General features: G+C 67.1%; 18 protein-coding genes. 13 read left to right on the plus strand and 5 right to left on the minus strand.

Features of this window, described 5'->3' with window-relative positions; all coding sequences use genetic code 11:
- Positions 1-52: 52 nt before the first annotated feature.
- The 4 genes from P2PM1_RS13125 to sigJ all read left to right on the plus strand — a co-directional run bounded on the left by P2PM1_RS13125 (position 53) and on the right by sigJ (position 4,082).
- Complete coding sequence (locus tag P2PM1_RS13125) at positions 53-1,795, plus strand: tetrathionate reductase family octaheme c-type cytochrome (protein WP_186399328.1); 1,743 nt, start codon at positions 53-55, stop codon at positions 1,793-1,795.
- Complete coding sequence (locus P2PM1_RS13130; RefSeq protein WP_186399329.1) at positions 1,788-2,465, plus strand: cytochrome b/b6 domain-containing protein; 678 nt, start codon at positions 1,788-1,790, stop codon at positions 2,463-2,465. Before P2PM1_RS13125 ends, P2PM1_RS13130 begins: the two co-directional genes overlap by 8 nt.
- A gap of 278 nt (positions 2,466-2,743) precedes the next feature.
- Positions 2,744-3,205, plus strand: a complete 462-nt coding sequence (locus tag P2PM1_RS13135) for a carboxymuconolactone decarboxylase family protein (RefSeq protein WP_186399330.1) — start codon at positions 2,744-2,746, stop codon at positions 3,203-3,205.
- Complete coding sequence (sigJ, locus tag P2PM1_RS13140) at positions 3,195-4,082, plus strand: RNA polymerase sigma factor SigJ (protein WP_186395588.1); 888 nt, start codon at positions 3,195-3,197, stop codon at positions 4,080-4,082. Before P2PM1_RS13135 ends, sigJ begins: the two co-directional genes overlap by 11 nt.
- Before the next feature lie 208 nt (positions 4,083-4,290).
- Here sigJ and P2PM1_RS13145 read toward each other — a convergent pair whose 3' ends face one another.
- The 3 genes from P2PM1_RS13145 to P2PM1_RS13155 all read right to left on the minus strand — a co-directional run bounded on the left by P2PM1_RS13145 (position 4,291) and on the right by P2PM1_RS13155 (position 6,061).
- Positions 4,291-4,935 (minus strand): pyridoxamine 5'-phosphate oxidase family protein, encoded by a 645-nt coding sequence (locus P2PM1_RS13145; protein WP_186399331.1) that lies wholly within the window; start codon positions 4,933-4,935, stop codon positions 4,291-4,293.
- Positions 4,936-4,963: 28 nt separating this feature from the next.
- Positions 4,964-5,449, minus strand: a complete 486-nt coding sequence (locus P2PM1_RS13150) for a nuclear transport factor 2 family protein (protein ID WP_186399332.1) — start codon at positions 5,447-5,449, stop codon at positions 4,964-4,966.
- 66 nt (positions 5,450-5,515) lie between these two features.
- Entirely contained in the window at positions 5,516-6,061 is a 546-nt protein-coding gene (locus tag P2PM1_RS13155; protein WP_186395590.1) for a carboxymuconolactone decarboxylase family protein, read from the minus strand.
- A 127-nt stretch (positions 6,062-6,188) separates the two neighbouring features.
- Between P2PM1_RS13155 and P2PM1_RS13160 the strand changes: the two genes are divergently transcribed.
- On the plus strand, positions 6,189-7,130 hold the full coding sequence (locus P2PM1_RS13160; protein ID WP_186386081.1) for a LysR family transcriptional regulator: 942 nt from the start codon (positions 6,189-6,191) through the stop codon (positions 7,128-7,130).
- Between the two features lie 15 nt (positions 7,131-7,145).
- Here P2PM1_RS13160 and P2PM1_RS13165 read toward each other — a convergent pair whose 3' ends face one another.
- Positions 7,146-7,589, minus strand: a complete 444-nt coding sequence (locus tag P2PM1_RS13165; RefSeq protein ID WP_186395592.1) for a MarR family winged helix-turn-helix transcriptional regulator — start codon at positions 7,587-7,589, stop codon at positions 7,146-7,148.
- 90 nt (positions 7,590-7,679) lie between these two features.
- Here P2PM1_RS13165 and P2PM1_RS13170 point away from each other — a divergent pair, with 90 nt between their 5' ends.
- From P2PM1_RS13170 to P2PM1_RS13180, 3 genes are all read left to right on the plus strand, one after another.
- Positions 7,680-8,642 (plus strand): zinc-binding alcohol dehydrogenase family protein, encoded by a 963-nt coding sequence (locus P2PM1_RS13170; protein WP_186399333.1) that lies wholly within the window; start codon positions 7,680-7,682, stop codon positions 8,640-8,642.
- 85 nt (positions 8,643-8,727) lie between these two features.
- Entirely contained in the window at positions 8,728-9,891 is a 1,164-nt protein-coding gene (locus tag P2PM1_RS13175; protein ID WP_186399334.1) for an efflux RND transporter periplasmic adaptor subunit, read from the plus strand.
- Positions 9,892-9,901: 10 nt separating this feature from the next.
- Complete coding sequence (locus tag P2PM1_RS13180) at positions 9,902-13,003, plus strand: efflux RND transporter permease subunit (protein WP_186399335.1); 3,102 nt, start codon at positions 9,902-9,904, stop codon at positions 13,001-13,003.
- Positions 13,004-13,016: 13 nt separating this feature from the next.
- Here P2PM1_RS13180 and P2PM1_RS13185 read toward each other — a convergent pair whose 3' ends face one another.
- A complete protein-coding gene (locus tag P2PM1_RS13185; protein ID WP_208984623.1) occupies positions 13,017-13,886 on the minus strand; it encodes a DMT family transporter in 870 nt (289 codons plus the stop codon).
- A 448-nt stretch (positions 13,887-14,334) separates the two neighbouring features.
- Between P2PM1_RS13185 and P2PM1_RS13190 the strand changes: the two genes are divergently transcribed.
- The 5 genes from P2PM1_RS13190 to P2PM1_RS13210 all read left to right on the plus strand — a co-directional run bounded on the left by P2PM1_RS13190 (position 14,335) and on the right by P2PM1_RS13210 (position 20,582).
- Positions 14,335-15,711, plus strand: coding sequence for a radical SAM/SPASM domain-containing protein (locus P2PM1_RS13190; RefSeq protein ID WP_186399337.1), 1,377 nt, complete (start codon positions 14,335-14,337; stop codon positions 15,709-15,711).
- A 75-nt stretch (positions 15,712-15,786) separates the two neighbouring features.
- Positions 15,787-17,094, plus strand: a complete 1,308-nt coding sequence (locus P2PM1_RS13195; RefSeq protein WP_186399338.1) for a coproporphyrinogen-III oxidase family protein — start codon at positions 15,787-15,789, stop codon at positions 17,092-17,094.
- Between the two features lie 38 nt (positions 17,095-17,132).
- On the plus strand, positions 17,133-18,569 hold the full coding sequence (gene amrS / locus P2PM1_RS13200) for an AmmeMemoRadiSam system radical SAM enzyme (protein WP_186399339.1): 1,437 nt from the start codon (positions 17,133-17,135) through the stop codon (positions 18,567-18,569).
- 71 nt (positions 18,570-18,640) lie between these two features.
- Positions 18,641-19,303 (plus strand): corrinoid protein-associated methyltransferase CpaM, encoded by a 663-nt coding sequence (gene cpaM / locus P2PM1_RS13205; protein ID WP_186399340.1) that lies wholly within the window; start codon positions 18,641-18,643, stop codon positions 19,301-19,303.
- Positions 19,296-20,582, plus strand: coding sequence for an HgcAB-like fusion protein (locus P2PM1_RS13210; protein ID WP_186399341.1), 1,287 nt, complete (start codon positions 19,296-19,298; stop codon positions 20,580-20,582). The genes cpaM and P2PM1_RS13210 overlap by 8 nt, the downstream gene beginning before the upstream one ends.
- Position 20,583 lies beyond the last annotated feature (1 nt).

Here is a 20,583-nt window from a genome sequence, read left to right on the forward strand (position 1 = left end):
ATATCTTGTTTTCTGAATATACTGCATTCCATCTGTGGGGGAGAGGATGGCGATGATCTTGCCCGAACGGCTGGGGAGGCCGGTGCTGCGGATCGGCGCGGCGCTGGTCGCGCTGCTCCTTGGCGTACAGCCGCTCGCGGCGCAGCAGGCGGCGGCGCCGACGCCCGCGACGCTTGCCGGCGGCGAGGCCAGCCCGGCACCGGCTGCACCCGAGACAGGGTCCGGGCCGGGGTCTGCCCCGGAATCACATTCAGGTTCGGGCTCGGGCTCGACCGCCGATCATTCGAAATTCAGGTCGCTCAAGGGGCCCTTCGCCTCCGGTCCCGAGGTCACACGGGCCTGCCTTGCCTGCCACACCGAGGCCGGCAACCAGGTCATGCACTCGCTGCACTGGACCTGGAAATTCGACGCCGACCGCACCGGGCAGACGCTGGGCAAGCGGACGCTGCTCAATTCCTTCTGCGGCAACGTCTCGGGCAACGAGGCGCGCTGTACCTCCTGCCATACGGGCTATGGCTGGACCGATGTGCGGCAGGAGCCACCCTCGGACCCGGCGGCGGTCGACTGTCTCGCCTGTCACGACCGCTCCGGCCAGTACACCAAGCTCGACAATGCCGCGGGCCATCCGCCGCTCGACCCGGTGCCCGCGGGGGCCACGACCATCACCGGCGCCAAGGCGGTGGCGGTGGACCTTGCCAAGGCCGCGGCCTCGGTCGGCAGGCCGGGGATCGAGAATTGCGGCTCCTGCCATTTCTACGGCGGCGGCGGCGACAATGTGAAACATGGCGACCTGTCCTCGGCGCTGGTGCAGGCAACCGTTGCGACCGATGTGCACATGTCGAAGGACGGGGCGGGGCTGGTCTGCGTCGATTGTCATGTCAGCCGGAGCCACCAGGTCTCGGGGTCGCGCTACGACGTGATGGCCGAGGCCCCGCACGGGCTGAAGCCGGGCCAGCGCCGCGACGTCGCCACCTGCCAGTCCTGTCACGGCGACACCCCGCATGCCGCCACCCCGATCGGCTGGCAGCTCAACGACCATACCGACCGCGTCGCCTGCCAGACCTGCCACATTCCGGAAATCGCCAGGGGCGGGGTGGCGACCAAGACCTGGTGGGACTGGTCGACCGCCGGCAAGCTGAAGGACGGCAAGCCCTATCACGACGAGGACTTCATCCAGTCGGACGGCAAGGCGCTGCACACCTATCTGTCGACCAAGGGCGACTTCCGCTGGGAAGAGAACGTGACCCCGCATTACGCCTGGTTCGACGGGCAGGTGCGCTACACCACCGGCGACGACAAGATCGACCCGAGCGCGCCGGTCGAGATCAACAAGGTGACGGGCAGCCCCGACGATCCGCATTCCCGGATCTGGCCCTTCAAGCGGATGGCGGGCCGGCAGGCCTATGACACCGAGCTGAACGAGCTCGTCCATACCCATGTCTACGGCCCGGCGACCGAAACCGCCTTCTGGACCAATTTCGACTGGGCGAAGTCGATCGAGGCGGCGATGGCCTATCTCGGCGAGCCCTATTCGGGCAAGTTCGACTTCGCCGATACCGTGATGTACTGGCCGGCCACCCATATGGTGGCGCCGGCCGATCAGGCGCTGGGCTGCGCCGAATGCCACGCCCGCAACGGCCGCATGGCCGGGGTCGAGGGCACCTATATCCCCGCCGCGGTGCTGCAGCCGGCCGGCAAGCTGGGGATGCTGATGGTCGCGCTGGCGCTCGCCGGCGTGCTCGGCCACGGGCTGTTGCGGCTGCTGGGCCGGCTGCGGAGGAAGGCGCATGGCTGAACATCGCTCCGATCCCAACGAACGCTGCGTGCTGGTCTACACCCGGTTCAACCGGATCTGGCACTGGTCGCAGGCGGTGTCGATCTTCATCCTGCTGTTCACCGGCCTGCGGATCATGGGCCTGCACGAGGCGATGCCCTACGGGCTTGCGGTGGTGGTGCATTCGGGCGTGGCGCTGGCGCTGCTGCTGCTGTGGGCCTTCGCGACCTTCTGGCTGTTCACCACCGGCGCCTGGAAACAGTTCTGGCCGAGCTTCGGCGGGCTCCTTACGGTTGCCCGCTTCTATGCCTGGGGAGTGTTCCGGGGCGAGGAGCACCCCTATCGGAAGATCTTCACGCGCAAGCACAACCCCTTGCAGGCGCTCAGCTATCTGGCGCTGAAAGTGGTGCTGTTCCCGGCCATCTGGTCGACCGGGCTGATCTATCTGCTGCACGCGCTGTGGGGCCACTGGGACCCGGGCGGCTTCTGGATGACGATCGTCGCCAACCTCCACATCCTCGCCGGCTTCGCGATCTTCACCTTCGTGATCATCCACGTCTATCTGCTGACCATCGGCCATGGCTTCCTGCGCCATGTGCGCCCGATGGTGACCGGCTTCGACCGGATCGTCCTGACGCCCGAGCAGGAGGCCTATCTGCGCGCCGACGAGCCGGAGCGGCTGCGGGAATAACCCGCCCCGCCGGCTCCGAGCCGGCCTGCGGCGCGGGGCGTCGGCGGGGTTCGCGCGGGCTTGCGGAGTTTGCGAGGCGTGCGCCGAATTTTCGCGATGTCGAGACGGAATTTTGCAAAATCCGTCTCGAAATCCGCAAAGGCCGGATATGGGGACAGGAGGGCCGGGATCCGCGGAGCCCCGCCCCCGGCCACGGGGGCAGATTTTTTTGCGCATGTGTGTCACACCGGGCGGGCGTCAATCGTCTAGGGAGCGACATCAACGCAAGGGAGTTCCCCATGACGGCCCGTCTCGACTATTTCCGGATTGCCCCCGACGTGCTGAAGCCGATGCTGGCGCTCGAGGAGGCGGCGAGCGCGCTGAGCATCTCGCCGGCCCTGCGCCTGCTGGTGAAGATGCGGGTCTCGCAGATCAACGGCTGTGCCTATTGCCTGCATATGCATGCGCCCGCGGCGCTGGACGCCGGCGTCTCGCAGGAAAAGCTAGACGTTCTCGCGGCTTGGCGCGAAAGCCCGGCCTTCGACACTCGCGAAAGGGCGGCGCTGCGCTGGGCGGAGGCGCTGACGAGGATCGAGGCCAGCGGCGTCCCGGACGGCGACTACGAGGACCTGGCGGCCGCCTTCGACCCCCGCGAGCGGGTGGAACTGACGCTGATCGTCAACACGATCAATGCGTGGAACCGCTTCGCGGTCGCCTTCCGCTCGGTCCATCCAAGACGCGCGGCGGCCGATGCCGCCTGAAGCACACATCGTCGTCTTCCAGCGCCAGCGCCGCCGGCTGGCGGCGCTGGCCTATCGGATGACCGGCTCGGTGGCCGAAACGGAGGATATCCTGCAGGAGGCCTGGCTGCGGTTCTCCCGACAGGACCTGGCGGAGATCGCCTGTGCCCCGCGGTGGCTTAGCGCCACCACGATGCGGCTCTGTCTCGACCATCTCGGCTCGGCGCGGATCCGGCGCGAGAATTATATCGGCGCCTGGCTGCCCGATCCTCTGGTGCAGGACACGGCGGCGAGCGCCGAACAGCAATGGATGCTGACCGAAGATGTCAGGATCGCGCTCGTTCTGACCCTCCACCATCTGTCGCCAGAGATGCGCGCCGCCTTCATCCTGCGCGATGCGTTCGACTTCGATTTCGAGGACATCTCCGAGATCGTCCGCCGCTCCCCGGCCACCTGCCGCCAACTGGTGTCGCGCGCGCGCCGGAAGCTGGCCGGCGCCGAGCCGGTCGATACGCCCGCCAGCGAGGAGGCCGCGCGGATGGTCGCGGCTTTCTGGCGGGCGAGCCGCGAGGGGGATATGCAGGCGTTGCTCGCCCTGTTCAGCGAGGAGATCGAGGTCCACACCGATGGCGGCGGCAAGGTTCTGGCGGCGATCAACGTCCTGAAGGGGAAACGGCGGGCGGTCGGCTTCTTCGTCGGCCTGGCACGCAAGGCGCCCGAGATGCCGCCGACCCCCGTGTTTCGCACGATCAACGGCGCGCCCGGCTTCGTCTCCGTCGAGCCGAACGGCGTCCTTCAGACCACCGCGCTCGACATCGTGGGCCGGCATATCCGGGCGATCTGGATCGTCCGCAACCCGGAGAAGCTGAGGCATCTGCCGCCCGCGCGGCGCGCCTGACCCGACGCCCGCGCGGCGCGCCTGACCCGGCGCCTGACCCATGGCCGACGGGTCGGCCGGTCGGACGACACGCTCGCCGAGGTCCGGCGCCGGGCGTCGACGGGGGCCACGCCGACTTGTGGAGTTTGCAAGGCCCGCGCTGAAATTTCGCGATTTCGAGACGGAATTTTGCAAAATCCGTCTCGAAATTCGCAAAGGCCCCGGCGCGTCAGCGGTCCGCCGGCGCGCGCCCATCCGAATGCCCTGCGTCCGAGTGCCGTGCCAATGCCGCCTCGAGTTCGGCGATCCGGGCCACCAGCGGCGCGGTCATCGCGCGCATGTCCTCCAGCGTATGGCGCTCGGTGATATGTTGAGGACAATTCCAGTCGAACCCCTCCACCGTGACGAGGAGCCCCCGTTCGACACGGGCCCGATAGTCCGGCATTTCGAGGCGCGACAGGGTCGCCTCGTCGTCGAGGCCAACGAGTGTCGCCCGCCCGAAGAGCTTCAGTCGCGTCTTGTTCGGGTAGTCCATGAAAAACAGCGACACCCTGTCGTCGCCCGTCAGGTTGCCGACGCTGACATACTGGCGGTTGCCGCGGAAATCCGCGAAGCCGATCGTGCGTTCGTCGAGCACGCGGACGAAGCCGGTCGGCCCGCCGCGATGCTGGATATAGGGCCAGCCCGTCTCGCCGACGGTGGCCATGTAGAGCGAATCGCGCGCCGCGATGAAGCCGGCCTCCGCCGGGGTGAGCCGCTGGTTGACGGCCGCCGGCGCGCTTTCCATGCGGGCATAGGAGGACCGGCTTCCCAACGCCTCCTGCACCTTCTTCACCGTCGGCGTGAAGGCAATCTCCGCGAAATGATGGGGCATAATGTCCTCCTGCGGTCTCGCGCCGGCGTCACAGGCCGAGGTCCGAAAGGCCCGGATGATCCGCGGGGCGAGGCCCCTGCGGCCAGTGGAACTTGCGGTCGGCGTCGCGGATCGGCTGGTCGTTGATGCTGGCGAAGCGCAGCCGCATCAGGCCGTGCTCGTCGAACTCCCAGTTCTCGTTGCCGTGGCTGCGAAACCAGTTTCCGGCATCGTCCCGCCATTCGTAGGCGAACCGCACCGCGATCCGGTTCTCGGCGAAGGCCCAGAGCTCCTTGATCAGGCGATAGTCCAGTTCCCGCGCCCATTTGCGCTGCAGGAAGGCGACGATCTCGGCGCGGCCGGCCGGGAACTCGGCACGGTTGCGCCAGCGGCTGTCTTGCGTATAGGCGAGCGACACCCGCTCCGGGTCGCGGGTGTTCCAGGCGTCCTCGGCCATCCGCACTTTGCGGATTGCGGTCTCGCGCGTGAAGGGCGGCAGCGGGGGGCGGACGTCCGGTTGCGTCGTCTCGGTCATGGGGTGTCTCCTTCGGTTCAGAGGGAAGAGGCGCAGCCGAGGCTGCGCCCGGATGCCTTCGCGCCGTCAGGCGGCCGTGTTCAGTTCGACCTTCGGAAAGTCGATCTCGACCTCAGTCGCCTTGCCGAGCAGGTTGGTGAAGATGTTCATCGCCACATGCGTGATGATCTCGATGATCTCGGCGTCGGAGTGACCCGCCGCGCGCACGGCCTCGAACTCGGCCTTGCTGACCTGACCGGTGTGCTCGACAAGGGCGCGCGCGAAGATCAGCGCGGCCTCCGCCTTGGCATCCGAGGACCGGCCCCTCCGGTTGGCGAGCATCTCGTTATTGTCGAGGCCGACCTTGCGGCCGATCGCGGTATGCGCCGAAACGCAGTACTGGCAGGCATTCTGCTCGGCGACAGCCAGCGCGATGCGTTCGCGCGTCCGTTCGTCGAGCACGCCGGCGCCGGCGATTCCATGAAGACCCAGGAAGGCGTTGAGAGCGACCGGCGAGTTCGCCAGCACGCGGATGAAGTTCGGAACCATTCCAAGACCGGACTGGACGGCGTCCAGAAGCTGCTTGGCCTCGCCGGTGGCGGTTTGGGGATCGATAACGGCAACACGAGCCATGAAGTCAGTCCTTGTGCGGTTGAGGATGCGGTGCTCCGGGCACTGCGTCCGCCCAATCTGGTTCATGGCATCGATTGAAAGAATGCTCGCCTTATGAAATATTTTATTCCTCAAGGAGGAATAATAAGTGGACCGGCTGCATGAGCTCGAGGTGTTCATCGCGGTGGCCGACGCGGGCAGCTTCGTCAAGGCCGGAGCGCGGCTGCGCCTGTCGCCGCCGGCGGTGACGCGCGCCATCTCCGCGCTGGAAGAGCGGCTCGGCGCGCGCGTCTTCAACCGCACCACGCGCAGCCTGACTATCACCGACGTCGGCCAGCGCTTCCTCGAGAGCGCACGGCGCGTCCTCGCCGATCTCGACACTGCCGAGAAGGAGGCGGTGGGCGAAACCGCCCTGCCGCGGGGCCACCTCAACATCACGGCGTCGGTGACCTTCGGCCGATCCGCCTTGGCGCCGGTCGTCTGCGGCTTCCTCGGACAGTACCCGCGGGTGACGGCGTCCGTTCTCCTGCTCGATCGTGTCGTGAACCTCGTCGAGGAAGGGGTCGACATCGCGGTGCGGATCGGACACCTGCCGGACTCGACCCTGATCGCCAAGCGGATCGGCTCGGTCCATCGGATCCTGGTCGCGAGCCCGGATTATCTTGCAAGGCGCGGGGTCCCCGCATCGCCGGCGGACCTGCGGCACCACTCGGTGATCGCCTTCACGGGCCTGATGCCGAACCGCGAATGGCGCTTCCGGAACGGGCAGAAAACCGGGAGCGTGTCTGTGCAACCGACGTTCGAAATCAACGACGCGACCCCGGCGATACAGGCCGCCGCGATGGGGCATGGCATCACGATAGCCCTGTCCTACATGGTGTGCGAGCAGATCCGCGACGGCACGCTGGTCCCGATACTGCAGGCTTTCACCTTGCCGCCGCAACCGGTTCACCTGGTCTATCCGCATGTGCGGCTCGTTGCTCCCAAGATCCGGGCGTTTCTCGATTTCGCGGCGCCTCGGCTGAAGGGCGTCCTCGACCGGCTGGCATGGGAGACCCCGGACGGCGCGCCGCCGACGGGCCTCTCCTGACCGCGCCGCAACCCGTCAGCCTTGCCGGCCGCCGACCAGACGGCGGAGAAGATCCTCGAGGTGCTGTCGATCGGGCGCCTCGAGCCTGTCGAGGATCGGGGCCAGGGCGGCTTGCCCCTCGTCATGCAGTCGGTCGACCAGTTCGGCCCCCTCGCGCGTCAGGAAGACATCGGTCGCCCGTCCGTCCTCGGCATTCGGCGCGCGGGCGACCAGTCCGCGCTTCTCCGCCCGAGAGACCAGGCCCGACATCGTCTGTTTCTCCAGCCCGAGATAGTCGGCGAGCTCGGCCATCCGCGGACGGCGGTCCCGCAGGATGCCCAGAACCCGAAGCAGCGACTGAGAAAGGTCGTGCTCGGCGGCGATCCGGTTGACGACGGCCATTATCACGAAGGCGGTCGTCATCAGGGCATCAGCCAGCCCGTCGCCGGATGCGGGGGGCGTCTCGTCTTGCGTCTGCATCGCAGCTCCATCTTGACATTGTTCGTATTACGAACCATATTAATTCGTAATGCGAATTTAATCACGTTTGCGCCCGAAAGGAAGGACCTCGTGAAAGCTGCCGTCATCACCGCTTTCGATCAACCGCCGCGATATGGCGACTTCGCCGATCCGGAGGCCCGCGCGCCGACAGACATGCCGATCGACGTGCTGGCGGCCGGCCTGCACCATGTGACGCGGGGCCGCGCCGCCGGACTGCATTACTCCAGCACCGCCGAACTGCCTCAGGTCCCCGGCATTGACGGGGTCGGGCGCGGTCCCGACGGCAAGCTGCGCTATTTCGTGCAAGAGCCCGGCCGAATCGGAACGATGGCCGAGCGGACCGTGATCGAGCGCAGCCACAGCATCGAACTGCCGGATGGCTGCGATCCGGTCGCCATCGCGGCGGCGATGAACCCGGCCATGGCGTCGTGGATCGCGCTGCGCTGCCGGGCGCCGGGCTTTCGCTGGCGGCTGCCGTTCCAACGCGGCAGGCGGGTGCTGATCCTGGGCGCGACCGGAAGCTCGGGGCGGCTGGCGGTGCAGATCGCCCGGCATCTGGGCGCCTCGCAGGTTTTCGCCGTGGGCCGCAACGCGGCCAGGCTGGCGGAGTTGCCGGCGCTGGGCGCCACCGGAACCATCCTGCTGGGCGACGAGCGGCTGGGTGCCGCCGCCTGCGAGACGGATGTGGTGCTGGACTTCATCTGGGGCGAGAGCGCCGTGCGCTGCATGGAGTCCATGCTGGCGCAACGGGAAAGCCACAGCCTGCCGCTGACCTGGATTCACGTCGGCTCGATGGCCGGCGAGATCGCGCCGATCCCGGGCACCCTCCTGCGCCGGGCGGATCTTCGCATCCTCGGCAGCGGACACGGGGCCGTGTCGGGCCGCGCCATCCTGCGCGAGCTGCCGAGGCTGGCGAGGGAGATCGCCCGCGGCACCTTCCGCGTGGACGCGCGGGCCGTCCCGCTCAACCAGGTCGAACGAACCTGGTCGCGTCCCGATCCGGGCAACACCCGCATCGTCTTCACCCCATGACCGGCCGCCGGGCGGAGGGAAACCTCACCGCCTCGCCCCTTCGCTTCGGCTGCGGCCGGACGGGGCTTAGCCGAAAGAGGTGCGCATGAGCCGTCGCCGGTCTTCCCTGACACTGCTCCTCGGGCCGGCCATCGGGCTGACCGCCTTGTTGGCCGTCCTGGTGGCCGTCCTGTTGACCATCGGGCCGCCATGGCCATCGCTCGTGCGCGGCGCGACCTCTTCCGAGCCTCCTCCCGCCGCCCCCTCGGCCCTGTCGGTCAACTTGACCTCCGCCGCGCGCGAACGGTGGCCCCAGACCCTGCCCGCTGTCGGCAGCATCGCCGCCTGGCAGGAGGTCGTCATCGGGGCGGAGATCGGCGGGCTGCGCCTGTCGGAACTGCTGGTCGAGACCGGAGACCGGGTGACCAGGGGGCAGCTTCTGGCCCGGCTCGCCACCGGCACGCTGAGGGCGGAGCTGAAGGCCAGCCGCGCGGCCCTGCGCGAGGCCAGCGCCGCCGCCGCCGAGGCGGCCCGTGCCGCCGAACGCGCCCGGACCTTGCACCAGCGCGAGACCCTCGCGATCCGGGCCTTCGAACAGGCTGTCGCCGCGGCTGAAATGGCCGAAGCGCGGCTCGAAGCCGCCCGCGCACGGGCGCAGGCCGACCAACTGCGGCTGGACTTCACCGACGTGCGGGCTCCGGACGACGGGGTGATCAGTGCCGTGGCCGCCGTGGAAGGGGCGCTCGTGCACGCGGGACAGGAGATCCTGCGCCTGCAACGGCAGGGTCGGCTGGAATGGCGGGCCGAACTGCCGGGCCCCGATCTGGCCCGGCTGGCACCCGGCCAGAGTGTCCGCCTCGCCCTCAGTGGCGGCGAGACGGCCGAAGGACGCGTACGCCGGGTCTCTCCCCAGGTCGATCCGCTGACGCGCAGCGGCATCGTGTATGTCGATCTGGAGCCTTCCGCCGTGCTGCGCGCCGGCCTCTTCGCCCGCGGCGACATCCTGCTGGACCTGCGGGAGGTGATGACCCTCCCCGACACCGCCGTCCTGCTGCGCGACGGGTTCAGCTATGTCTTCGGCATCGAGGACGGCAGGGCGCGGCAGCAGAAGGTGACGGTCGGCGCGCGGCGCGACGGCCGGATCGAGATCCGCGCCGGGCTGGAGCCCGGCATGCCGGTCGTCGAAGCCGGCGTCGGCTTCCTCTCCGACGGTCTGACGGTGCGCGTCGTCGTGGCGGCGGGCGGCGCGCCCCTCCCGGCGCTGCGGTAAGGAGGGCACCATGAACGTCTCCGCCTGGTCGATCCGAAACCCCGTTCCGGCCGTCCTGCTGTTTGTCATGCTGACGCTGGCAGGCCTCTTCGCCTTTCACGGCGCCAGGGTGCAGAACTTCCCGGACGTGGACCTGCCCATGATCACGGTCACCGCCAGCCTGCCGGGGATGGCCCCGGCGCAGATGGAAACCGAAGTGGCGCTCAAACTGGAAAACGCCATGGCCGCCATGAAGGGGCTGCGGCATCTGCACACCGCGGTGCAGGACGGGGTGGCCACGGTTTCGGCCGAGTTCCGCCTGGACAAGCCGCCGCAGGAGGCCCTCGACGACACCCGCGCCGCCGTGGCCCGCGTGCGGGGCGACCTGCCCGCCGCGCTCCGCGAGCCCGTCATCCGCAAGATCGAGTTCAAGAACGATCCGATCCTGACCTACACGGTGGCATCCTCGCGCCGGGACGAGGAGGCCCTGTCCTGGTTCGTGGACGACCGGGTCACCCGGCGCCTGCTGGCCGTGCCCGGCGTCGGAGCGGTGACGCGCGTGGGCGGCGTGACGCGCGAAGTGCGGGTGGAGCTCGACCCGGACCGGCTCCTCGCCCTGCGCCTGAGCGCGGCCGACGTCTCGCGCCGGCTCGCCAGGGTGCAGCTCGAGGCCCCCGGCGGACGCGCCAGGCTCGGCGGCGGCGAACAGAGCTTGCGGACGGTGGTCGAAGCCTCCTCAGCGGCCGAACTGGCCGCGATGGACATTCCGCTGCCCGACGGCCGGGTGATCCGTCTCGATCAGGTGGCCGCGGCCGCCGACACCCAGGCCGAGCGCCGCAGCGGCGCCTTCCTGGACGGCCGGCCCGTGGTCTGCTTCGAGATCCTGCGCACCACCGGCGCCGGCGACATCGAGGTCGCCCGCGGCGTGCGCAAGGCGGTCGACGCGCTGCAGCAGGAGCATCCGGACATCGACCTTGTCGAGGCGTTCAATGCCATCGACCCGGTCGTGGAGAACTTCGAGGGCAGCCTGTCGCTGCTGATCGAGGGCGCCGTGCTGGCGGTCGTGGTGGTGGGGCTGTTCCTGCGCGACCTGCGCGCCACCCTTATCAGCGCGGTGGCGCTGCCGCTGTCGATCCTGCCCACCTTCCTGTTCATGCAGTGGATGGGCTTCACGCTGAACATCGTCACCCTGTTGTCGCTGTCGCTGGTCGTGGGCGTCCTGGTGGACGACGCCATCGTCGAGATCGAGAACATCGTGCGCCATATGGCACAGGGCAAGGAGCCGCTGGTCGCCGCGCGCGAGGCAGCCGACGAGATCGGCCTGCCGGTCATCGCCACCACCTTCACCCTGATCGCGGTCTTCCTGCCGACGGCCTTCATGCCGGGACTTGCGGGAAAGTTCTTCGTCCAGTTCGGCTGGACCTCATCGGTCGCCGTGTTCTTCTCGCTGGCCGTGGCGCGGATGCTGACGCCGATGATGGCCGCCTATCTGCTGAAGCCGCCCAGCCGGCCGCATGCCGAGCCCTTCTGGATCCCCGCCTATCTGAAGGCGGCGCGCTGGGCCTTCACGCACAAGGGGGCGACGCTGGCGCTCGTCGGCCTCTTCGGCCTGGCCTGCGCCCTGCCGCTGGCATCGGGCGCCATAAAGACCGACTTCCTGCCGGCCGGCGACCTCAGCCAGATCCGCATCACCGTCGAACTGCCGCCCGGCAGCCCCTACGGCCGGACGCTCGCGACCGCCGAAGAGGTGCGCCGCGCGGTGGCAAAGCACCCGCAGGTGAGGAGCGTGTTCACCGCCATCGGCAGCGGCAACGCCTCCGACAACCCCACCGGCGGAGTGGCCGAAGCACGCATGGCGACCCTGACCGTCAACCTGACGCCGCGCAAGGACCGTCCCGGCCTGACCCAGCAGGACATCGAGCGCGACCTGCGCGACGGCCTGCAGGAGGTGGCCGGCGCCCGCATCGCGCTGGTGGCGGGCGAGACCTATGCGATGGTGCTCTCGGGCGAGGACAGCGATCTGCTGGCCGGGCATGCGGCCAGGGTCGAGCGGGACCTGCGCGGCCTGGACGGCATCGGCCAGGTGGTCAGCAGCCTGAGCCTGCAACGGCCCGAGCTGATCCTGCGCCCGGACACCGCGCGCGCGGCGGATCTGGGGGTCAACACCGAGGCCATCGCCGAGACGATCCGCGTGGCGACCCAGGGCGACTACGACCAGTTCCTGCCGAAGCTGAACCTCGGGCGGCGCCAGGTGCCGGTCGTCGTCCGCCTGCCCGAGGCGGCCGCAGCCGACCTCGATCTGCTGCGCCAGCTCACCGTGCCGGGGGCGCGCGGCGCGGTGCCGCTGCGCGACGTGGCCGAGATCGAGATCGCCAGCGGTCCGGCCCAGATCAACCGCCTGGACCGCCTGCGCAACGTGACCTTCGAGGTCGACCTCAACGGGCGGGCGCTGGGCGAGGTGCAGGCGCGGGTCGCGGCTCTGCCCAGCCTGACGCAGCTACCGCCGGGCCTGACGAAGAGCGAGATCGGCCCGGCGGAAACTTCGAACGAGTTGGGGCACGGCTTCCAACTGGCGATGGGCACGGGCATCGCCTGCATCTACATCGTTCTGGTGCTGTTGTTCCGCGCCTGGGCGCAACCGGTGACGATCCTCGGGGCGCTGGTGCTGTCGATCCCGGGGGCCCTGCTGGCCCTGGTGGCGACCGGCACCCATCTCAGCATGCCGGCGATGATCGGGATGATCATGCTGATGGGCATCGCCACCAAGAACTCGATCCTGCTGGTGGAATATGCCCTGGTGGCGCAGCGCGAGCGCGGACTGTCGCGGCTGGATGCGCTGCTCGACGCCTGCCGCAAGCGCGCCCGGCCGATCGTCATGACGACCCTGGCGATGGGCGCCGGGATGATGCCCATCGCGCTGGGCTTCGGCGCCGATCCCAGCTTCCGCGCCCCCATGGCCATCGTCGTGATCGGCGGCCTGATCACCTCGACCTTCCTGAGCCTGCTGGTGATCCCCGTGCTTTACGAACTGGTCGACGACCTCGTTCGCCTCGTCACGCAGAGACGGCGGCCGACTGCCGCAAACGCGCCTCCGCCGCCGGGCTCCGCCGAAGCACCGGCGAGGTCACCGTGATCCGGGCCTGCCCTCAGCGACCGCGCGGGCGCGGGCGCAGGCGCACCGTGGCATAGGCCGCGAGCACGATCAGCGCCGCGCCGAAGACCGTCTGCCGATCGGAGCGCTCGTCGAAGGCCAGGATGCCCAGCAGCTCGGCATAGACGAGCTTGATGTAGTCCAGGGTGCCGACGACGCTGGCCTCGGCGAGACGCAGCGCCTGAACGCCGCACCACTGGCCAAGCGTCGCGAGAATGCCGATGCCGAACAGCAGAAGCAGTTGCGGCAGGTCGGGCGTCACCCAGAGGACGACCAGCGGCAGGCCGCTGAGCAGCCCGACAAACAGCGACTGGTAGAGCAGCAGTGTGGCGGTGCTCTCGGTCTGCGCCAGCCGGCGCACGCTGATCACCGCCATGGCACCGCCGACGCCGCCGAGGAGCGGGATCGCGGCATGGAGCAGCGACAGGCCCTCCCCGCCGGGACGCATGACGACCAGCACGCCGGCAAAGCCCAGCGCGATGGCGGCAAACGTTTTCGGCCCGACAGTTTCGCCGAGAAAAAACCGGGCCAGCAGCGCGACGAAGAAGACCTGCGAGAAGCCGAGGGTCGTCGCCGTGGCGAGCGGCAGCACGGCCACGGCCCAGATGCCGCAGGACAGCGCGAGAAAGGCGCCGACCAGGCGGATGGCATGCAGGCCGGGACGACTGGTGTAAAGCGCTTGCGGAAAGCTGCGCCGCATCTCGGGCAGGGTCGACAGCAGTACGACGATCTGCCGGAAGAACAGGATCTCGAGAACGTGGAAGTCACCCACCAGCACCTTCGCCGCAGCGGCGGCAAGAGTGTAGAGCAGGGCGGCAAGCAGCGCCCAGGAGACGCCGGAGGAGGAGAGAGCGCGGATCGACACGGAGCTTCTTTCGGCTTCTGGTAGTTTGGTATATTGGTACCTAACTCCGGGATATTCAAACTTCAAGCCGAATTGCATGTCGCCACGCGCCGACGCTGTGCCGGGTTTCGCGATTTGGCGTGGCCGGCCCTGCACTTGCCGTCAGCAGCCGAAATTCCCAGTCGGGGCAGGTCCTCCCGCCGCCTCGTAAAAACTCGCTAAGATTGTTTTACCATAGGTTAACTCGCCCAAAGATTGTGCTTGCACTGAGCTTGGTACCAAAGTACCGATATTAAGAGGTGTTAACCGTAGTTCGACGCGGAGCGAGAAACGGATGCGTGACCAACGCCCAGACACACCGGATTTCCACATCGTCCAGGCGGCGGCAAAAGCCTGGATCCTGCATGCGGAAACGCACCAACTCTATGAAATAAAAGGGACGCCCCCGGAAGACCGCAGGGACCCCGAGGTGCTTTCCCCCGGGCTGGCGGAGCGGGTCGCCAGGGATCTGGAGCAGTTGCGGACGGCGGGCCATCTGACGTCGCTCAACCGGGATCGGTTGGAGCGCGCCTCGCCGCTGGATGGCGCGAACCTGGCTCTGAACATCAACCTGACGTCGGTCTGCAATCTGGGGTGCACATACTGCTTCGCGGAAGGGGGCGACTACGGGCGGATCAAGGGAAAGCTGAATACCGACACGGATCTGGATGCGATCCTGAGCTTCATCGCGGAGAATGCCGGCGCCGGGGACGCGGTGCGGCTGGAGTTCTTCGGCGGCGAGCCGATGATGAACTTCGACGCCATCGAGACGCTGTGCGAGCGCTCACTCGCGCTGGCCGCAGACAGCGGCATCCGCTTTCACTACCGCATCTCGACCAATCTGACGACACGGCTGAGCGAGCGGGAACTGAGCCTGTTCGAGCGCTTCGGCTTCACCGTGTCGGTGTCCATCGACGGCGGCGCGGCGACGCATGACCGCAACCGTCCGAACCTGGCCGGGCGAGGCTCCTTCGAGCAGATCATCGCCAACTGTCGCCGCGTGCGCCAGCGGTCCGAGGCCATCACGCTGGTGGCACGCATGACCTATGTGCCGTTCCCCGGTTCCTCGCTCGTCGCGGATGTACGGGAACTGCACGGCGAGAACATCTTCGACTGGTTCCAGATCCTGCCCGCCGTGGTCGGCGACAGCTTTCTCAAGCCGGTGTTCGCGGACACGTTCGCCGGCCGCAGCCGGGACGAGATCGACGCGCTGTGCGACGACAAGGTGGACGCGGAATATCGCGACCTCGCGCGGGCCTATCTGACGCTGTTCTCGGACGACAACCGCTTCAAGGGCGTGCTGGAGATCGAAACGATCATCCGCATGATCCTGCTGGGAGAAGTGGCGAACGGACATTGTTCCGGCGGACGCAAGTATTTCACCTTTTCGCCGGACCAGTCCGTGATGCCCTGTCACCGGCTGGTGGGCGAGGTCGACTTTCGCAGCGGCAGCTTCTCCGAAGGCGTCGACGCGGCGACGACCGAGCGGTGGCGGACGTCGATCAACGACACGCCGGTGTGTGCGGACTGCGCGATCCGCTACCTGTGCAGCGGCGGCTGCAAACAGGAGAATTTCGTCCGCAGCGGCGACATGAACCGCCCGGATCCGCGCAGTTGCCGCTTCCAGTTCCGCCTGGTCGACGCTGCCATCGAGACCATCGGGCGCGCCGGGCCGGAGTTGCGCGGTCGGAACAGGTCCGTGCTCAGCGACCTTTTCGTCTCCTGCGGACGTCCGACGCTGAAGACCGGGCGCGCGGCGCATCGACCCGCGCCCCCCGGCCTGCAGTGCCTGACACCGCTGACCTGACGCCGCTGACCTGGCGCCGCCGACCTGGCACGCCCCGCTCATCCAGACCCGGAACAGCCTGACAGGAAAATTCACATGAACATCCAGCAGGACAAATACATCCGCCGCAACATCCACACCTATCCGTTCAACTACACCTACACGGATTTCGGCAATTTCTTTCGCAAGCAGGACGCGTCGATCTACATCCATATCCCGTTCTGTTCGACGAAATGCCACTTCTGCGACTACACCGTGATGGTGAACTCGAAGGACGATCTGCGCGAGGCCTATGTCCAGGCGCTGATCAAGGAGATCGAGGCGTTTCCGAACAACCCGGTGTTCCCGAGGTTCCGCATCGAGGCGATCTATTTCGGCGGCGGCACGCCGGGACTGCTGACGGCGGACCAGTTGATCCGCATCCTTCAGGCCTGTCGCGACACGTTCGAGGTGGCCGCCGGCGCCGAGGTCGCGGTGGAATTCGATCCGCGCAGCGTCGACCAGGACAAGATCGACGCGCTGTTCGATGCTGGCTTCAACCGGTTCTCGATCGGGATCCAGAGCTTCGACGAGGGCGTCCTGCGGCAGACCAACCGGCCGCACGACCTGCACGATATCGACCGCGCGGTGACGGCGATCCGCAAGTCGGGCTTCACCCATGTCAATGTCGACCTGATCTATCCCCTGATCGGGCTGACGCCCGAGATCTGGGAAGACTCCGTCACCCGCGCCATCGACCTGGAGATGTCCTGCATCACGGTCTATCCGCTGGAGGTCTGGGAGAACACCGCCTACCACAACTGGATCCTCAAGAAGGGGCAGAAGCTGCCGCTGATCGAGGAAGAGAAGGCAATGGCGGTGCGGGCCTTCGACCTGCTGGAGCAGGCGGGCTACGTCACCGGCAGCACCTCGGGCTATTACCACCCGGCGCGGGCGGATCATTACTGCCGCTTCCTTGATTATTACTGGCGAACATGGCCGATGATCGGCTTCGGCGTATCGTCGAAATCGGCGATCCATCAGTTCATGTACACCAACATCACCAATATCCGACAGTATATCGACCGGATCAACGCCGGAGAGCCGATCCTCGACTTCTCGACGCATCTGAGCAAGGAGCAGGAGATGCGCCGGGTGATGATCCGCGGGCTGAAGGTGGGCAACGTCTTCAAGACCGATTTCCAGGCGCGGTTCGGCGTGCCCATGGACCTGGTCTATGGCGACGTGCTGCGGGCGCTCCAGGCCGAGGGCTACCTGACCGACGACGGCGAGGAGGTGCGGCTGACCCGCAAGGGGCAACTGTATTCGAACGCTGTCTGGGAACGCTTCTATGTCGAGGAAGACCTCGCCCCCGCCAAGCCGGGAGAGGTCAAGTTCGGCCTGTCGGAACTGATCCTCGACTGATCCTTTCGCTTTTCCATCGCTTCGCTTCGGAGGCCGCCATGAAAATCGATCAAGACGTGTCCTGGATGCGGGACGCCTATCCCGCCACCCATTGGGAGAAGGCCGGCAACGGCAGTTCGATGGTGGTGTGCAACCTCAGCCCGCGCCACTGCAAGATCGCGGACGGGCAGATGGGGCGCTGCGGCGTGCGCGGCAATATCGGCGGCGAGTTGTACACCTTCAACTACGGAAAGTCGGTCGAGGCGACAATGGAATACATCGAGACCGAGGCGGTGAACCACTTCCGCCCCGGAGCGAAGATCCTGTCGCTCGGGAATATCGGCTGCATGATGTCCTGCGATTTCTGCCAGAACTGGCGGACATCCCAGGTGCGCCACCTCGATCAGGCGGATGTGCGCCGCTACACGCCCGAACAGATCGTCGCCACCTGCGAGATGCTGGGGATCGAGGTCATTTCCTGGACCTACAACGATCCGGTGGTCTGGCACGAATTCGTGGTGGAAACGTCGCGGCTTGCCCAGTCGGCGGGGATCGTCACCCTCTACAAGTCGGCGTTCTACATCGAATCCGGCGCGGTGGACGAGTTGATCGACTGTATCGACATCTTCAGCATCTCGCTGAAGTCGATGGATGAGAAGTTCTATCGCAAGTTCACCGGCGGCACGCATCTGCAGCCGGTGCTCGACATGATCCGCAAGGTGCATGCCTCGGGGCGGCATCTGGAGCTGAGCCAGTTGCTGATCACCGGGCGCAACGACACCGAGGAGGAGATCGCCAAGACAAATACCTGGGTGCTGGAGCATGTGGGCGACCGGGTGCCGTTGCACTACGTCGCCTTCCACCCGGCCTATCTCTACACCAGCGTGACACGCACGCCGGAGGCGATCGTGCTGAAGGCCCGCGAGATGGCGATGGAGGTGGGCATTCGCTACGTCTATTGCGGCAACATGTTCCGCGATGGCGTGTCGGACACCCATTGTCCGGGCTGCGGCACGCGCACCGTGCGCCGCTACGGGCTGAAGGCCGAAGCGGTGGCGCTGGACGAGGCCGGATGCTGCACCCAGTGCGGTACGCCGAACGACGTGCGGCAGGCACTCAAGGGGCGCGCTGCGGAGATCGCGCTACCCACCTCGCCCGACACGCATTACAGCAGGGACTTCCTGTGGAACGCGGAGGCGAACTCCGTCCATATCGAGGTGATGCATGACGCGCAGACCGTCTGCGCGCTGCAACTGGAGCGGATCGGCACGGACGCGGTGCCGGTGCAGAGCTTTGCCACCGGCGGCGTGCTGCGGCGGATCATCGCCTCGCGGCAGACCGACGAGGAGACCGGCGTGCGGGTGACGCTGCCGAAAGGGGCCGTCCTGCACTTCTACCCGGTGCTGGACCGGGCGCATTTCCCGACATCCGAGAACCTGGAACGCGAGATCGCGGGCTATCGCGAGGAGCGCACGGACGCGATGGCGCGCGCCTGATCCCGACCCCTGGCCCATCGCCTGCACAGGCGGCGGGCCGACGTTCCGGCACGCGACGGAAGGAGGTCACGATGCTGATGTACAGTTGGATGGTGTGGGTCGAATACGCACCGGAGCGCTACGACGTCTCGGTCAAGCTGCTGACCGGCGGCAAGATCGACCGGATCAAGAACACCATCGCCAGCCGCATGAAGCAGGGCGACCAGGTGCTGGACATCGGCTGCGGCACCGGCTCGCTGGGGCTGAAATGCATCGAGCACGGCGCGACCGTGACCGGCATGGACATTTCCGAAAGCATGCTGAAGGAGTGCCGCCGCAACATCGCCAAGGCAGGGCGCGAGGACCGCTTCACCATCATCAAGGACAGCGTCACCAACCTGAAGAAGCATTTCGCGCCGAACAGCCTGGACGCAATCGTCTCCACCATGGTGGTGGGGGAACTGTCGAAACCCTACCTCGAACACATCTTCCGCGAATGCCACGAGATCCTGAAACCGGGTGGCAAGATGCTGATCGCCGACGAGGTCTGGCCCGAGGGCAGGGTCTCGCGGGTGCTGTTCCGGGTGGTCATGACACTGATGTGGGTGCCGCAATTCGCCATCCTGCGGCGGGCGTTCTTTCCGGTGAAGGACCTCAAGGGCGTCATCGAGGCGGCAGGCTTCGAGATCGCCGAGAAGAAGACCTGGCCCATGTCCACCTTCCAGTTGATAGAAGGTGTCAAACGCCATGTTTGAGTGGATCACGACCAAGCTCTACGAGACGTTCCACGTCTTCTTCCGGCATTTCAACTTTCCCTGCGCGCTGGGACTGCGCCGCATCGGCAATCCCGATGCCAACAGCCCGGTGTTCCTGAGCGGCAACTACACGCTGACGGTGCACCGGCTGATGAAGGTGCTCGCCCCCTTCGACTGCTACCTGCTGGTGGCGAATTCCAAGGGCTCGAACGTCTGGTGCGCCGCCGGAATGAACGAATACAACGAGTATGACGTGATCGACGCGATCAACGTCACCGGGCTGAAGGACGTTGTGGCCGGGCGGCGGATCATCGCGCCGCCCTATGCCGCGCCCGGCATCGACGCGGAGGAAGTGACGCGGCAGACGGGGTTCAAGCTGGCCTGGGGGCCGACGCATCTGGACGACCTTCCCGCCTATATCCGCGCCAACTACCGCCGCTCCGAGCCGATGACGCTGGCGCAGTTCGGCTTTGTCGACCGGATGGAACAGGCGCTGTCGACGGCGCTGGTCTACTGCATGACGCTGTTCCCGGTGGCCTTCTTCTATCCGCAGTATGCGCTGATCTCGATGGGGTTGATCTTCCTGCTGCACCTGACCTGGTTCGCCTTCTGGGACATTCTCCCCGAAGAGCGCCGCTGGGCGAAGACGCTGACGCATCTGGGCGTGTCGCTGGCCGGGCTGGCGGGCGTGGCATGGTACACGCGGATGCCGGCGGAAGAGGTCGGACTGTGGGCCGCGACGCTCACGGCCATCGTGCTGCTGATCTCGCTCGACGGCTGCGGCAGTTCGACGATCTACAAGACCACGCCGAAGCGCTGGCTGAAGAAGGGCGACTATCGCAGCCATTTCGAGCCGATCATCGATCCGGTGAAATGCACCTCCTGCTACGACTGCATCTATGTCTGTCCGAAGGGCGTGCTGGCGCGGCTGGCGAAAGGGCCGGCGGTGTCGGTGCGCCCCGACCAGTGCATCGAGTGTCTTGCCTGCGTGAAGGCCTGCCATGACGACGCCTTCTACAACACCTCGCAGGAGTGGAAAGGCGACGTGAAGAGCATCGCCGGGCTGGAAACCATCATGACCCGCGACTGGCAGCATCTGGAGGCGGAAACGCGCTGGATCGGCGCGCCGCTGAAATTCCAGGGGCAGACGCTGGTGGTGGACGAGCAGGTCCTGGCGGCGGACGGCGTGCGGCCGGTGCGCACCGTGCAGCGCCGCCCTGCCCTTCGCAACCCCGAGCCCAAGATCGACGATGCAAACCGTGCCGAGGCCTCCTACTGAC

The organism is Stappia sp. P2PMeth1 (assembly GCF_900185735.1).
GTDB lineage: Bacteria > Pseudomonadota > Alphaproteobacteria > Rhizobiales > Stappiaceae > Stappia.